We start from the raw sequence: 14,833 nt of genomic DNA on the forward strand, positions 1-14,833 counted from the left end.
GAGCTACTTATTCTGCTGTCTGGCCTGATTATGGAGATTGGGGCTGGTATAATTTTTAATAGCGTTCTGCCTGATAATCTGCGTAATAATAACGTCATGCTGTAACAACCGACGGTATAAGACGGCAATGAGCAGCAGAAAACCAGTAAAAAGCAGATAAAAGACCAAATCAACGCCCCGTCCGACACCAAGACGGTTTGCGATATAATAAGGTAATTCTGGTATCGAAACGAATACAATCCCGGTCAGAACAATAGCAACAAAAAACAATCGATATAGTAAACGATTACGAAAAAGTCTTAGCGAGGCTACAGCTATAACCAACAAAAGTATAGACAGCAGTAGCTGAATAGGAGTAAATGTAAACTGAATATCAGCGTTCATTAGCGAAAATATTTATTGATAAATACATCAATCAAAATATCGATAGCACCCTGCCAACGTTGGCCTTTCACCTGCGAATAGTCCGTGTAAATGATATGCGTTGGGCATTCAATAAAGTGCAAATGCTTACGCCGTATCTGCATGAGGATTTCGGTGGCATGAGCCATCCGGTTTTCTTTCAGTTGAATCGAGCGCAAGGCCTGTCGATTCATAACCCGAAAGCCATTGTGTGCATCAGAAAGCCATAACCCTGTGAGCAAGCCATTAACAATGCGGGCAACGCGTAACAATAAACGTCTCAAGCGCGGTATTGCTAAAAAGTCGTCCTGCCTCATAAATCTTGACCCGAGCACAATATCCACTTTTTGATCTTTCAGCACACTGATAAATCGGTCAATATCAGCCGGATTATGCTGCCCATCTGCATCAAAATGGACCACTATATCGGCGCCCTGCTGCAGCGCAAAGTCCATACCCGTCTGCAAAGCAGCGCCCTGGCCTAAGTTGATATCGTGGCGGAGGTAGTATATGGGTAAGTCACGAACGGCATTAGCCGTATCATCTGTAGAGGCATCATCGACCAGAACAACAGTATATTGGTTACCCAGGGACCGGATTGTCTGCCGAATAACTTTGCCTTCATTGAAGGAGGGTATAATCACAAAAACCTGGTCAGTCATTGGTACGATAGATTTCAAGATTTCCCATTTTTGCTACTTGCTTCATACAACGAATTTCAACGGGTTGTGGTACCCGGTCGAAAATGATATAGCGAACATTGAGCTTTCGGAGCTTGGGCGAGCAGGGGTCAAGCGCAACCTGATAGCCGTCCTCAAACTGGCTTTGAATAATAACTGTATCGGGATGAACCGGATCAATGTAGGTATTATAAACGGCGTGAGCATAGCGGTTGTAGGCCGAATCCCGCTTTGCCGTAGGATCTAATACATGCATGGTTTTAAAATCAGGCTGGTTCTTTACACCACTCAACTGATTGGCCCCTGTCGCCGTGACCAGGTAAGTAATGTACTGGCTGCCCAATACAACCCAACGTGCCTTTGGCTCCTGCAAATGAAGTTCACGAACTTTCTGATAAAGCGCATTTTCGGTAATCGGCGCCATTCCTTTACCTACTGGATTGATCTTCAGATTTGGCAATGTAAATAAGGCCACAGCCCCCACAACCGCTATTTCTTTATACTGAAAATTGACAACCGGCAGCAAAAGGAAATTCAACGCCATGAAATATAGAGTTGGCAGGAACAACTGATGGGCCTTATAAATACCCTGAGCATCTTCCAGATTCAACCATGCCGCATAAATCATAAACAGTACGACGCCCACCGTAAGTAATGCCCCCACCGATCCATTAACCTTAAATTTGTTGGTATGTATATAACTCATATACAGTATCGCCAGTACAACGTTTGCGATACCAAACGGAATTTGGGTTCGGCGAGTAGGGCTCACATCAAGCAAAGTGGCCTTAGCCAGAAAGGCAGGAAAACCAATTTCAATCCATACCAGTAAGACCAATACAAAGCCTAAAATAATAGCGAGCAGGGGGTCAACTTTTTTGGTATGTGCAAAATAAATAACCAGACTAACCGCGATAACAGGCGTAAAGGTGATGAAGTGCGATAATTCGCAGATGTTCAGCCAGCTTTTCGGGAATACCTGATCATTCAGCAACCAACCAGCAAAATACTCGGAGAACCAGTTAGCAATGAACCCTGTACCGCCTGTTTCACTACGTTTACCCGGATAAACCGTATTCGACATAACGTCAATGGTCGATTTGGCATCCAGGTAATAGGCATAAAAAATCCATCCCATCAGGGCAAAAGCAACGGCAAATACGCCCAGCTTGAGCCATACTTTATTAAAAATCAGCTCCTTGTTGTAATATCGCCAGGTATAGCCAATCAATAAAAACAAAAGTAAATACCCCAACGGCACCTGATAGGGCGGATACAGGGTTAAGGCAAACATGGAAAAACACCAAAAGAACAGAACGCCCGCAATCAGTATGGTTCGGGTTCGGGTGGAAAAGAACATATAAGCCGACGCAACCAGCATACCAAACCCAGAATAAATACTGGTAAGCAGGAAAAATGACCACCAGGCTAATCCAGGAGAAAAAACCAGCCAAAAAGCACCTAATACCGAAAGCCAGAACTGGTTTCGGGTCAGCAGCATAAAAGCCAGCATCGTCGAAATCAGGCCAAAGCAAAGAATAAAATTCCAGCGCCAGGCAAACCCATGGTCAACGTCGAACAGATAAAACCCCCAATAGTCGGGGCGAAAAAAAGAAATGAAATGATTGATAGGAAAATAGCCGACCAAGGCTACTTTTTCACCGCCAATTGCCGGGTTTTCCAATGGAAAGCCCTGGTGTGCCTGCGATAGCATAAACGGGGCTAAAATAGCCCATTCGTCCATCCGTATAGGCTTAGGCTTCCCTGAAACAATACCGCGTTTGGCGTCAGATCCGTCAGGTATCACGGTATTCCACATCCCGATGGATGAGTAATTAATTTTTGCCAGCGTCAACAGGATGAAAAGCCCTATACAGATACCCAGAAACCATTTTACCCGCTTATCGAATCGGATAAGTTCGAACGGTCGATCTTCTTCCGCAACAACAATGGGTTTAGGTGTAGTAACGGGGGGGGTATGGATTGGAGGTACTGGCTGCGATTTGGTAGCCGGGCTGGTTGTAGAGGCAGGATTGGGTCCTTTCCTTTTCTTCGACATGAGCTTGGTTACGGAAATAGTTTATGGGCTTGGATTGGTATTTGCTAACGCCTTACCAAACTTACTAATACCGTGCCAAATTTTACAGTTCCTCAGATTGTCTTTCTGAAAATAACTAATTTGCCTGCATGAATACATCGCTTATCAGGCAAGTGCTTCCCATTGCCCTGGCTATTGGCTTACTGTGGTATGTGCTAAAAGATGTGCCTTTGGCCGAACTAGCCTCTCAATTCAAACAGGCCGATTATAGATGGTTAGCCGTGGTGAGCTTGTGTATTGGTCTTTATCACCTGACCAGGGCTGCCCGATGGCAGCTTACCTTACAGGCAATGGGTTACCGGCCTTCTCTGTTCCGCACCACCGTCGCGCTACTGGCTGGCACAATGGCCAGCATGATCATTCCCGGAGCCGGTGAACTTACGCGCTGCGGCACGCTACAGCGAACAGACGGGGTTCCACTAACGAAGGGGCTAGGCTCTGTGGTAGGCGAGCGGGTTATTGACTTACTCATGCTGGGCGTACTGGTCGGCCTGACATTTTTTATCGAACTGAAGCGGGTTGGACAATTCCTTACGGACTTGTTCAGTCCGATACTGACCCGCATTACCCCAGGAGGTCAATCCGAAATCGTCCTCATTGGCTTTGTCGGTATCTGCCTTCTGGGAGCAGCTCTTGGCTATTGGCTGGCGAAACAGCCAACCTTCCGGCAAAACCCATTCGTAAAACAAATAGCTACCATTGTGCTCAATATAGGCCAGGGAATCATTGCCATTAAAAACCTAAAAACCCCTGGTTTATTTATCGGCCTGACCATTGCCAATTATGTACTCGCGTTTCTAAGTACCTACTTTCTGCTCCTTGCTTCAGCCGAAACCGTTGACCTCCCCCCAGCATCGGCCCTTACCATACTAACGGTCAGCTCATTGGGTGGTCTGGCCGTACCAACACAGGGTGGCTTGGGAACCTACCATTTTTTGGTCAGCCGGGTGCTGGTTTTGTATGGTATGACGCTGACGAAAGGAGTTGTTGTTGCCACGTTCCTACATGCGGTTCAGATGGGTTTTTCGTTAGTATTAAGCAGTCTGAGTTTTCTGATTATTCCTGTTCTGCTTACTCATCGCCCTCCGAAAGAAGCGGAAAGTCTGGTCAAGTAGTGATACGCAGGATATCCTATAATCTTTCAATGATTGCATCGTACATTCGTAGCTAAAAAACACCCGATCAAATTAACCGGATTACATGACCTCTCATCAACTTACGCTGGCAGCTGGTCTGATTTTGCTGCCTGGCCTTTGTTTGGCGCAGGAAAAATTCGCCAATACGATTACTGCTGCTGATCTCGAAAAAAATCTTCGCGTGCTAGCGGCCGACGATATGGAAGGGCGCGAAACAGGCACGCGTGGGCAGCGGAAAGCCGCCGAATACATTGCCAGCCAGTTTGCCGCTGAAGGCCTTAAGCCAATTGTAAAAACCGAAGATGGCAAAATGGGCTATCAGCAACCCTTTACGCTGTACCGAAAAACGTGGGGCGACTTTTATGTGAACGCGGGTGGCAAACGCTTTGAAAACCAGAAAGATTTTATCCCCAATGGGCTGCTTTACCTGCCCAGCGAAACTACTTACGAAACCGTTTTTGTAGGATACGGCATTGGCGAGTCTAGTTACGACGATTATGCCGGACGCAACGTTTCGGGCAAAGCCGTTGTGATGCTGGATGATGAGCCTAAATCGGCCGACGGCAAGAAACTGATTAGTGGCTCGTCCGAATCGTCTAAATGGGGTGGACCAAACGGTTGGCGGGCTAAAAGTTTGCTAGCCAAAGACAAAGGAGCCGCTCAGGTGTTTATCGTTTCGACCGATTCGCCCGAAGCGTTCAAACAACTCATGGCGCAACGGGGTGCCATGCAGGGACGCATGAATCGGCTGATGCTGAAGCCGGGGGCCGAAAACGTAAGCTCCGTTGGTGTATTTCTGATTACGACCGATATGGGGTCGGCGTTACTCAACACAACTACGGCTACACTCAATCAAGCGGCTGAACAACTGGCTAAGTCGGATAAACCTGTTGCGTCCTCGCTGGCCGGAACGATCAGCATGAAAGCCGACCGCGTGGAAGAAAAAACGCAGTCGTCGAATGTGCTGGGCTTTCTGGAAGGGACCGACAAAAAAGATGAGGTACTGGTGGTTTCGTCGCACTACGATCACATTGGCATCAGCCCCGATGGGCAGATCAACAACGGTGCCAACGACGATGGATCGGGCACAGTATCGGTACTGGAGATTGCGCAGGCATTTGCCAAAGCCAAAGCCGCCGGGAAAGGTCCTCGTCGGTCGATTCTATTCCTGACAGTTTCGGGCGAAGAGAAAGGCTTGTTAGGTTCGCAATACTATGCCGATATGAGTCCGGTATTACCTCTTGAGAAGACCGTTGCTGATCTGAACATTGACATGGTAGGCCGGGTCGATGATCTGCACGAGGGAAAATCATCGAACTACATCTACGTGATTGGGTCCGATAAGCTTTCGTCAGACCTGCACAAGATCAGCGAAGAGACCAACAAGAAGTACATTGGCATGGAACTCGACTATAAATACAACGATCCGCAGGACCCTCAGCGCATTTATTATCGCTCTGACCACTACAACTTCGCCAAACACCAGATTCCCATTATTTTCTATTTCAACGGTCTGCACCCCGACTATCACAAACCGACCGACGACATCGAGAAGATTGATTTCAAGCTAGCCGAAAAATCGGCCCGGCTGGTTTTTTACACCGCCTGGGACATCGCCAACCGTGACCAGCGACTCGTCGTAGACAGCAATAAACAATAAGCATTCATTCCAAAAGAGAAAGCGCCCGCCTATGCCCTGCCAGATGCAGGTATAGACGGGCGCTTTCTGGTTATTCATTCTCAGCGTTAAAGCTTCTTAATTTCTCCATTGGTGTAGCAAAACGAAATATCTTTCCTGCATGCTACGCCTTCGTGTTCTACTGATCCTGTACAGGCAATTATGCCCGCTAACACTAGCAGTCTCGGTACTGATGTGGCTTGTGGCCGGATACCCTACCCTCAAGTCGGACCAATTCCTCTCCTTCGTCACTAAATTTTTCTGGTTACGAACTGCATCCCAACTCCTGATCTGGTACCTGTTTCGGCTGACGAATCGGAAAGAGTTTGTCTTTTATCATCACTTTGGTCTATCGGAAATTCAGCTGGCGGGTGGCGTCTATATCATTGACATTTTACTAGTTAGCCTATGTATTTGCCTGGCAAGTCTCATTCTTCAGTAACCACATTAGAAGTCGATAGTGTCTGGCTAGAGTACGCTAATCACCGTATCCTACAAAACGTCTATCTGCGTGTCGACAAAGGGCAGTTGGTGGGATTGCTGGGTCGTAATGGTTGTGGAAAAACGTCTCTGCTGGAAATCATATATGGCATCAGAACTTCGCAAAACAATTCTGTTCGTATCGATGGTACCTATATGGGTAAACTGTACCGGCACCGAGGCATACTCGCTTATTTACCGCAAAAGCAATTTGTTCCCGGTCATTTGACCGTCCGGCAAGCCTTCCATCTTTATCAATCGGACCCAACAGAAGCGAGTGCCTACTTTCCTGAATTGGCCGGGTTGTTATCCTACCGATTTGATGACCTTTCGGGTGGTCAAAAACGTCTGGCAGAAATCAGCATGGTACTTTCCAGCCCAGCACCTTTCATCATCCTCGACGAACCCTTTTCAAACGTGATGCCTCTCCATGTCGAAACGCTGAAAACCTGGCTTGTGGCCCTAAAAGCCCGCAAGGGAATCCTGATGACCGACCATTCTTATCTGGACGTACTAGCCATTAGTGACCGACTATACCTTTTAAACATGCACGGCCGCACCATTCCGCTTGAGCACCCCATACAACAACTAAGGGATTTCGGCTATATAAGATAGGGGTTCGGCTCTTTAGTTAAGATCACCCTGAAGCAATGTCAGTTCCAGAAGCTACCCCATTTTCCGTACAATAGCTCATTGTCTAAGGCCTCGTTCTGGGTGAGCCATAGAATAGGCTCGCTGGTTGCCCGTTAATCGTCACTATGGAGTATTCTTCAGAAACTTTTTGACAAGGGGAATCGCCCGAACTATGCTAGTTTCAACTTATTCACGAATGGTCACAGATTCGCTGTCTTTCTTTACCAGCCCATTCTTTATTTCCTTAAGCTGATTTCCATTAATGGTTACGTTCGTCAGTCGCACGTTACGGGCGTCATCAGTATAGAAAGCAGATCGTGCTTCAATAGCGGGCTGCCAGACCGCAATGTCGGTCATTGTGATACCTCTCGCATGGCGTATGTAGAAGGCGCTAGCTGGAAGCCATGTACCAAATGTCAACCGATTTTCGGGATAACCTTTCTGGCTTTCAGGAATAAGAACCGGAATCCTGGAAAGCGAGCCAGCAGGAACGGCGATAGGAACCGATACCCGAACATTGGCAATTCGTACATCTTCAACCGGACTTTCGGCCAATCCAGCAATAATGGATGGGATCGTACTGCGGCTCTCGGCCCGGATGTTCTGGATGGTTATGTGACGCATCGCTGACGTTTTCTGATCAGGTGTCAGAAAACGACGGCCCACACGAATAAAAATCGGGCTAATCACATCTGTCATGACAATGTCAGACACATTGATATTTTCGACTAATCCTCCATCCACACCCAGGATAACAATACCCGTATTAACACTCTGCAATTCAGGCTGATAAACAATATCTGAAGGCATAGACCAGTGACGATAGCCGTTGAACGACGATCGTTTAACAATACAGTTACTGATGGAGATATTCCGGAAGCCAGTCCGAGACCCCGTCCCCATCTTAATACCATTACAAAGCGATGATAGCACACAGTTGGTAACTGTTATATTCTCACAAAACCGGCTTAGGTATTCACTTTTAAAACAGAGCGCATCATCTTCTGAATCAATCATACAATTTGCAATCCGGACATCGCGCGCGTCCACGTCCATACCGTCACAATTCCAGTTCGCCAGACTCTGAACAGTAATGCCGTCTATGTTTACCTTGTCGCAGCCTGAGATGGAAATCGTGATCTGCGCCGAGTTCTGCACCTGAACATCACGGAGTAAAATGTCACTACACCCGACAAAAAACAAATTTTTGGGCTTACCATCTTTGTTAAGGCCAAGCTGAAACGCCTTACCATCGCCTGCTCCTCTCACTGTTCCCTGACCAACTATACCCGTATGGTGTGCACGGTCGGCAATAACAAGGGCCTTCATCGTTTCTACATACAATCCATCGTGCGTAATTGTCCCATATTTTTGGGCCCATGCAATAGGATGTTCGGGGTAATCGGCAGGATTGTAGCTACCCTGTAATACAGCTCCCGGCAATAAACGCAGGTATACATTCGATTTCAGTAAAATAGTACCGCTCCGAAACGTACCTGCCGGAATCCCCACTTCGCCCCCACCTTTGTTAAAGCACTCATCAATTGCCGACTGTATCGCTTTTGTGTTCAACACTGTACTATCTGCCCGGGCTCCGAAATCCGTAATCATGTACATTTGTGCGTTGGCCTGAAGACTGATTAAACAGGCAAATACGAACAAAACAAGTTGCTGTACTTTCATCAGATACATATCGCTTTTTTGAAACCGGACGTCAAGACCTGGCAACCCGAAGACACTTTTGGTTTTCGAGCATGTAGAGACCTGAACTATAGGGCTATAAAGTAAGGATTTTTTATCCATCTGAATACGATACGGGGTAAGTATAAACACGCCCAGGCCCCCAATCAGATTACACGTTAAGGAGTATCTACTGGGAAATGGTTGACGACAGTGCTGAGCCGAACGAGTTATCGGCCGCCCTACAAGTCAGTTTGTTTTAATAGAGTTGGATCAGGGCTAACACCGCATCATCTAGCCTGTTCCTGTGAAGCAATGAATCCAAGTACGGCCAGTTGCCTTCTCATAAGCACATCGATACGTTTTTTAGTGTAGCAGGCAGCTCTGATTTTTATTGACGTGCTACCTTTCAGGCTACCCGACATAAGAGAGAGTGCCTATTACCACTAAAACGCAACAAATCGATAAACGAGCCAGGAACGTCGACAGATAGCCCCTATAAAGGTGTATATCCATGGACTACAATCGCCCGATAGTACTCAGAATCGGTACATCAACTGCGTCTGTAAACTCAATGAGTACGCATGATAGTAGTCATAATTTGAATGCGATTCCACATCATATTGAATAGTAGGCTGCGCGATCAAGGTCATGTGCTCCGTAAGATTATACAGAACGCCTACCCCTACCAACGGCGTAACTACGACAGGTTTGCCAATTTTAACGGCTACATAGTCTCCATTACCCGTTAAATCAACGTAACTCTTTCTTCTAAAGCCGAATGTAGTTCCGAGTGAAATATAAGGAGAGAGTCGTTTGGTCGATACCTGATAATTAATCAGCAAAGGGGCACTATAGAAATTCGAAAACGGATGATTGTATGTATACCGGATCGTATAGGGGATACCATCCTGCACAAGGTCTGTTTTACTAGTAGCGATATGGGAGGCCCAAATACCTGTCGTTACAGACCATTTGGGCGAGAAGGCATACCGGGCCGAAACACCCAATGAGTAGCTTAGTCCATTGGACTTAATAACGAACTCTGATACTGGTAGTGGCGGATTAAGACCTCCTCCGGCCGTTATTTTCGAGTCATTATGCGTATATGTAGGTGCCAGATGGACCGACAAGGCCCATTTGCCTTGGGCAAAAGCAGGCGCTACGCCCACCATGAACAGTAAAAAAGTCAGTGTTTTCATGTGGTTGATGTAGTATTTGTTAGAGAACCTGCTTGAGTGTATACTACACTAGCGTTTCTGCTACATACACAAAGGAATCATCATTTATTTTTTACCGCAAAATATGACCGGCCGGAATGTCAGCCATAGCCTCTGACCAGCTAGACTTAATCTTACTATCCAGCGTGCGGCTATACATCGGCGCCCAATACATGGCAGAAAGACGCGTTCTAACCGGGCGATTGATGGCATAGTTGACCCATCCCCCATTAAAATCAACGAGTACAAAAAGCTCTTTTTCATACGATCGCCAGATAGTCCCATATCCATCAACAAACCCCCAAACAGAGTCTTTTGCCATTAACCTTCTTCTGGAATGGCGGTAACGAATAATAAGGTATTTGCTCAAAACCCCACGCGATTCGATGGCTGTAATTGTATCCGACGGCGTTGCTCTATTCGATGGTTGATAAATGTCCTGACTTTGAAACAGCAACCGCCACTGCGCATGAATAGGCTGACTAATCAACCAGCTACCTACCAGCAATATGACCTGTATTGATTTCATAGATATCCTGACACTTTACTAATGCATAGTAAGTAAATATCGAAACCAACTCAACCCATCAGATTAACAGTCAATTAATTATATCGAACAGAAGGTTTTCTGCGCTCATTCATCTGTGCTGGTACTGGCTACGCCTATCTACTGCTCAACAACGATAGAGGAAGGGATAACTATCAGCTGAAAAAACTCTAACTGGGGCTCCCTTTTAGTTTATAAACCAGCGCAACTATAACCAGAAGTAGAGCGGTGAACCCCAGCGCTATAGATAGGGAAAAATGATAGGCAATAAAACCCAGTAAAGCCGGGCCCGCCAACAAGCCCATGTAGCCGATGGTGGTAATAGCAGGTAAACTTACCGTTGGTGAAATACCGGGTAATCGGCCAGCTGCGCTGAAGAATATCGGTACAATATTGGCAACTCCCAAACCCAATAGCACAAAACCCACCAATCCTCCCCAGACCCAGGGAGTAACAATAGCAAGTAGCAAACCAATAGCCCCTACCAAGCTGCCTCCTACAACTACCGTTTTACTATTCAAACGAACCACCAGTTTGTCGCCCACTAACCGCATGAGGGCCATAGCAATGGAAAAGGATGCGTAACCCAGACCAGCAAGCTCTATATTTATTCCTTTCACATCCCGTAGGAAAATGGCGCTCCAGTCAAGAATTGCCCCTTCGGCCAAAAAGACAGCGAAGCACATAAACCCCAGAAATAGTACGCTGCCATGCAACCAACTGGCAGATTGTTTCCCCCCCGCAGGCTCAGGCTCCTCAGTCGTCGTAGAAAACTCACTCATACTCTGTCGTTCAGTATCGGCAGGGAATAAATTCTTGTACTGGGTTAGCGTAATCAATATCATTAACAAGGCAATACAGATGATCGCATACATCGGGTTGAGTCCCAACTTGATCAATAAGCCCAAGCCCAGGGAACCGAAAAGGCCACCCACACTGAACAGACCGTGTAAAGATGACATGATCGGTTTTCCATATAGGTTCTGCACCTGTACGCCATGGGCATTCATGGCTACGTCGATTGTGCCGATGGAAGCCCCGAATATGAACAGCGTTATAGCCATAGTCGGTATGGAGGAAAGAACCAACAGCAATGGGAGAGAAAGGGCCATTACCAATGCAGCGCAAGCCATAACAAGCCGACTCCCAAAACGGCTCACCAGCCAGCCGGACGTCGGCATCATTAGCATAGAACCAGCCCCCAATAGCAACAGAAACAACCCCAGGTTGGCATCATTTAAACCTAACCGATCTTTGGCAAAGGGAACCATGGGTGCCCAACTAGCCATGCCCAGGCCGCAGACTAAAAATATCAACTGAGTCGCTATTCGAGCCCTTATTACACCTTCAGTTGGTACTCGTTGATTTACAGTCATTGCATCGTTCATTTTAACAGCAACTGCTTCTGAACGTGTTTCAGAAGCAGTTACAGAGAATACCAGTATGGTAAGAAGCCCTGGTCTGATATGTTATAATGTAAGGAATGGTTTCACAGTCAGCCTATAGGTATAAATCAGGGCTTATCTACAGTAGCATCATTCTGTACGCCAGCCCGTTAAATTATGACGGGCCGACTCATCAATTCGGAACAAGTTTCCCCTGGGCATCTTCCACATGCGGGCGGTTCAGGTCGAGCCCATCCAGCACCAGCACCCCCTGAATGGACGATTGTTGCTTAGCGTCCTGCTTCCACGACCAGACCAGTTTACCGGCTGGCGTATATTCCAGAATCTGCGTACCACTGCCACCATGATCGGGGCCGTGTCCCTGCCAGTTCGCGACTACCCAGTTGCCATTTTTCAGAATCTGAAAGCCAGCGAAAAAATGCGGATTTACGATGGACGGGCCGCTGACACTATCTACAAACGCCCCTTTCCTGTCGAATCGCTGAAAATTGGCCGAATAACCACCACTCACCAAGGTTTGTCCGTTACCCAACCGCTGGGCCTGCCAGGCATGCTGGGCTTTGTCCTGTTTGGTCAGTTGAGCCTGCCACACAATAGAGACGTCGGGTTTACCTTCAAATACGCGGTCGTTGGACGTAATCAGGAAATTGCCCTCGACCGTTTCGCGGATCAGCCGAACATAATTGAACTCGGGGTAATTGATCGTTCGTTGAACCGTCTGATTCTTATCCAGTTCGAGCAGAACGATTCCTTTTTTTCCCTGCCAGTTGAGTCCAACCAGCATCACATGGCCATTGCGTAGACGTCGGGCGGCTATGGTGCCGTCGTATGTGGTTAGCTCAGCCACTTTATCACCGGTTTTGACGTCGCGCTCTTCGTAGCCTTTACCCGTACCCAGCATCACCCGTCCCTGCCCGATCAGTTGCAGATCTCTACCCGCCGGAACCGACACGTAATAATTTCGTTCGGGATGTGCCAGGTCGATGTAATTCAATTTGGAGAGCCCTTCATCCCGTAACAGCATTTGCCGGGCTGGGTAAACCCCAGAAGAAGGCTGTGCAAATCCATTCAGAACGGATAGACAAAGGGCAAAAAAGAAGTTAATCGTTATCTGTCTAATCATGAGAAGGTCACTGGTTTGCATTCGAATACGCTAATTAAGCGCTTATCACCTAAAAGTTACTGCCACCCGACACCGGCTCGACCCGGAACCAGTCGAAATCGGCATACCCCGAGTCGTTAATCTGGCTCGTTCGAGTACAGAAAATGCCCATTTTGGCGCCAATCCAGCGGCCTACTTCTGCCTGAAAAGGATCTCCTGCTTTCGTAAAGCTCTTCCCATCAAGACTGTAACTGAACTGGCATGTTGCGCCATCCGTTACTGCAACCCGGAAATAAACGGGTGTATGCTGATTAATACGTGAGAGAACGGTCTCCTCTTCAGGTTTCCCCTCTGATGCCTTTTTACAAACGCCATACACAAGTTCCAGCCCTTCTTTCGCGCTTCGCAAGACCAGATTAGCATAACTCTGCCCCATGATAATCAGCCCGGTTCGTTCGTTTTCCAGCTTCGGGTTGGGTTTGAAGGTCAGCTTTGTGGTTACCATAAACCGTTCGGCCGGAAATTTCTGAAGCAACAGGTTCGGGACATCCCAATTATTTTTCGTTTCGTCTGGCACTTTATACGAGTAGAGCCGCAGAAATCCCTGATTGCTCGTCGTGTGCCATGTTCCTTTCGGATTCGCCTGCCACTGCCATTGCCTTCCTAACGTAATACTATTGAACTCGTCCGACTCGGGTGGCGTAACAATCGGATATACCTTGCCTAAAGCCGGTTTTTTGTAGGTCAGAACGGGTTCGCCTTTCCCATCGCCGTCGGCATCGACACCAATAACTGGCCAGTCGGCAACCCATTTCATCGGTTGAAGATGAACGACACGACCATAGGCTTCTTTATCCTGAAAATGCAGAAACCAGTCCTCGCCCGGTTTGCCGTTGACTGGTTTGGTATCGACCCACGCACCCTGATGAGGACCGTTAATCGGACTTTTCCCCTGATCCATAACCACCTTCCGCTCATAAGGTCCGTAGATAGTCTTCGACCGTAAGACCAGTTGCCAGCCAGTTGGTACGCCACCGGCCGGAGCAAAGATGTAGTAGTAGCTGTTCCGTTTATAAATCTTTGGCCCTTCAATGGTTGGGTCGGTTTCGTGGCCGTCGTACACGATAACGCCCTCATCCATCACCCGCCTACCTTCGGCATTCAGTTTCTTGATGGTAATGATGCTCTTGATTCCCGCCCGGCTGCCCGCCCAGCCATGCACCAGATACACCTGTCCGTTGTCGTCCCAGAGTGGGCAGGGGTCAATCAGTCCCTTACCAGCTTCCACCAGCACCGGCTCCGACCAGGGCCCTGCCGGATTGGTCGCTTTGGTCAGGTAGATACCGAAATCGGGATCAGGGTAGTAGATGTAAAATTCCTTGTTGTGGTACCGAATAGCCGGAGCCCACACGCCATTGCCATGCTGGGTTTGCTCGAAATGCGCAAACGGTGGCTGACGTTTTAGGGCGTGACCTATCAAGCTCCAGTTAACCAGATCCTTCGAATGCAGAATGGGTAACCCAGGAATAGCATCGAAGCTGGAGGCCACCATGTAATAATCATCGCCCACCCGACAGGCATCCGGGTCCGAATAGTCGGCGTTCAGCACCGGGTTTTTGTACGTTCCATTGCCCAAATCCGATACCCAAACTTTCGATACATAAGGCGTTTCGATTGTCGGTTTGGGCCGAACCGGCTGAGCAACGGCCGACAGGGTAAACAGTACCAGTAAGCTACTGATTGATAAATCGTTCATGCGATTAAATGATAT

Annotated in this window: 13 protein-coding genes; 4 read left to right on the forward strand and 9 right to left on the reverse strand. The window is 47.6% G+C overall.

Annotated elements, in window-relative coordinates:
• Positions 1 to 3 precede the first annotated feature (3 nt).
• The 3 genes from BGO59_RS32645 to BGO59_RS32655 are packed head-to-tail and all read right to left on the reverse strand — an operon-like array spanning position 4 to position 3,141.
• The gene (locus BGO59_RS32645) at positions 4 to 384 is read right to left on the reverse strand and encodes a DUF2304 domain-containing protein (RefSeq protein ID WP_293691334.1); all 381 of its coding nucleotides are present in this window, start codon (positions 382 to 384) and stop codon (positions 4 to 6) included.
• The gene (locus BGO59_RS32650) at positions 384 to 1,064 is read right to left on the reverse strand and encodes a glycosyltransferase family 2 protein (protein ID WP_293691336.1); all 681 of its coding nucleotides are present in this window, start codon (positions 1,062 to 1,064) and stop codon (positions 384 to 386) included. The genes BGO59_RS32645 and BGO59_RS32650 overlap by 1 nt, the downstream gene beginning before the upstream one ends.
• Positions 1,057 to 3,141, reverse strand: coding sequence for a hypothetical protein (locus tag BGO59_RS32655; RefSeq protein WP_293691338.1), 2,085 nt, complete (start codon positions 3,139 to 3,141; stop codon positions 1,057 to 1,059). Before BGO59_RS32655 ends, BGO59_RS32650 begins: the two co-directional genes overlap by 8 nt.
• A gap of 128 nt (positions 3,142 to 3,269) precedes the next feature.
• Here BGO59_RS32655 and BGO59_RS32660 point away from each other — a divergent pair, with 128 nt between their 5' ends.
• The 4 genes from BGO59_RS32660 (at position 3,270) to BGO59_RS32675 (ending at position 7,089) form a co-directional block, all read left to right on the forward strand.
• The gene (locus tag BGO59_RS32660) at positions 3,270 to 4,295 is read left to right on the forward strand and encodes a lysylphosphatidylglycerol synthase transmembrane domain-containing protein (RefSeq protein WP_293691340.1); all 1,026 of its coding nucleotides are present in this window, start codon (positions 3,270 to 3,272) and stop codon (positions 4,293 to 4,295) included.
• 85 nt (positions 4,296 to 4,380) lie between these two features.
• Positions 4,381 to 5,976, forward strand: coding sequence for a M28 family peptidase (locus BGO59_RS32665; RefSeq protein ID WP_293691342.1), 1,596 nt, complete (start codon positions 4,381 to 4,383; stop codon positions 5,974 to 5,976).
• Between the two features lie 139 nt (positions 5,977 to 6,115).
• Positions 6,116 to 6,436 carry a hypothetical protein gene (locus BGO59_RS32670; RefSeq protein ID WP_293691344.1) on the forward strand — a complete coding sequence of 107 codons (321 nt, stop codon included), beginning with the start codon at positions 6,116 to 6,118 and terminating at the stop codon, positions 6,434 to 6,436.
• Entirely contained in the window at positions 6,403 to 7,089 is a 687-nt protein-coding gene (locus BGO59_RS32675) for an ATP-binding cassette domain-containing protein (RefSeq protein ID WP_293691346.1), read from the forward strand. Before BGO59_RS32670 ends, BGO59_RS32675 begins: the two co-directional genes overlap by 34 nt.
• Before the next feature lie 204 nt (positions 7,090 to 7,293).
• Here the strand turns inward: BGO59_RS32675 and BGO59_RS32680 are convergent, their stop codons facing one another.
• The 6 genes from BGO59_RS32680 to BGO59_RS32705 all read right to left on the reverse strand — a co-directional run bounded on the left by BGO59_RS32680 (position 7,294) and on the right by BGO59_RS32705 (position 14,818).
• Positions 7,294 to 8,790, reverse strand: a complete 1,497-nt coding sequence (locus BGO59_RS32680; RefSeq protein WP_293691348.1) for a glycosyl hydrolase family 28 protein — start codon at positions 8,788 to 8,790, stop codon at positions 7,294 to 7,296.
• A gap of 536 nt (positions 8,791 to 9,326) precedes the next feature.
• The gene (locus BGO59_RS32685) at positions 9,327 to 9,989 is read right to left on the reverse strand and encodes an outer membrane beta-barrel protein (RefSeq protein WP_293691350.1); all 663 of its coding nucleotides are present in this window, start codon (positions 9,987 to 9,989) and stop codon (positions 9,327 to 9,329) included.
• Positions 9,990 to 10,080: 91 nt separating this feature from the next.
• On the reverse strand, positions 10,081 to 10,536 hold the full coding sequence (locus BGO59_RS32690) for a hypothetical protein (RefSeq protein WP_293691352.1): 456 nt from the start codon (positions 10,534 to 10,536) through the stop codon (positions 10,081 to 10,083).
• A gap of 188 nt (positions 10,537 to 10,724) precedes the next feature.
• The gene (locus tag BGO59_RS32695) at positions 10,725 to 11,942 is read right to left on the reverse strand and encodes an MFS transporter (protein WP_365981624.1); all 1,218 of its coding nucleotides are present in this window, start codon (positions 11,940 to 11,942) and stop codon (positions 10,725 to 10,727) included.
• Positions 11,943 to 12,132: 190 nt separating this feature from the next.
• A complete protein-coding gene (locus tag BGO59_RS32700; protein ID WP_293691356.1) occupies positions 12,133 to 13,083 on the reverse strand; it encodes a hypothetical protein in 951 nt (316 codons plus the stop codon).
• A 49-nt stretch (positions 13,084 to 13,132) separates the two neighbouring features.
• A complete protein-coding gene (locus tag BGO59_RS32705) occupies positions 13,133 to 14,818 on the reverse strand; it encodes a glycoside hydrolase 43 family protein (protein WP_293691358.1) in 1,686 nt (561 codons plus the stop codon).
• Positions 14,819 to 14,833 lie beyond the last annotated feature (15 nt).

This window comes from Spirosoma sp. 48-14, from assembly GCF_001898575.1.
GTDB lineage: Bacteria > Bacteroidota > Bacteroidia > Cytophagales > Spirosomataceae > Spirosoma.

Coding starts and splice junctions, on each gene's coding strand:
- BGO59_RS32645 (WP_293691334.1), bottom strand. CDS start 384: ATGAACGCTGATATTCAGTTTACATTTACTCCTATTCAGCTACTGCTG.
- BGO59_RS32650 (WP_293691336.1), bottom strand. CDS start 1,064: ATGACTGACCAGGTTTTTGTGATTATACCCTCCTTCAATGAAGGCAAA.
- BGO59_RS32655 (WP_293691338.1), bottom strand. CDS start 3,141: ATGTCGAAGAAAAGGAAAGGACCCAATCCTGCCTCTACAACCAGCCCG.
- BGO59_RS32660 (WP_293691340.1), top strand. CDS start 3,270: ATGAATACATCGCTTATCAGGCAAGTGCTTCCCATTGCCCTGGCTATT.
- BGO59_RS32665 (WP_293691342.1), top strand. CDS start 4,381: ATGACCTCTCATCAACTTACGCTGGCAGCTGGTCTGATTTTGCTGCCT.
- BGO59_RS32670 (WP_293691344.1), top strand. CDS start 6,116: ATGCTACGCCTTCGTGTTCTACTGATCCTGTACAGGCAATTATGCCCG.
- BGO59_RS32675 (WP_293691346.1), top strand. CDS start 6,403: ATGTATTTGCCTGGCAAGTCTCATTCTTCAGTAACCACATTAGAAGTC.
- BGO59_RS32680 (WP_293691348.1), bottom strand. CDS start 8,790: ATGAAAGTACAGCAACTTGTTTTGTTCGTATTTGCCTGTTTAATCAGT.
- BGO59_RS32685 (WP_293691350.1), bottom strand. CDS start 9,989: ATGAAAACACTGACTTTTTTACTGTTCATGGTGGGCGTAGCGCCTGCT.
- BGO59_RS32690 (WP_293691352.1), bottom strand. CDS start 10,536: ATGAAATCAATACAGGTCATATTGCTGGTAGGTAGCTGGTTGATTAGT.
- BGO59_RS32695 (WP_365981624.1), bottom strand. CDS start 11,942: ATGAACGATGCAATGACTGTAAATCAACGAGTACCAACTGAAGGTGTA.
- BGO59_RS32700 (WP_293691356.1), bottom strand. CDS start 13,083: ATGATTAGACAGATAACGATTAACTTCTTTTTTGCCCTTTGTCTATCC.
- BGO59_RS32705 (WP_293691358.1), bottom strand. CDS start 14,818: ATGAACGATTTATCAATCAGTAGCTTACTGGTACTGTTTACCCTGTCG.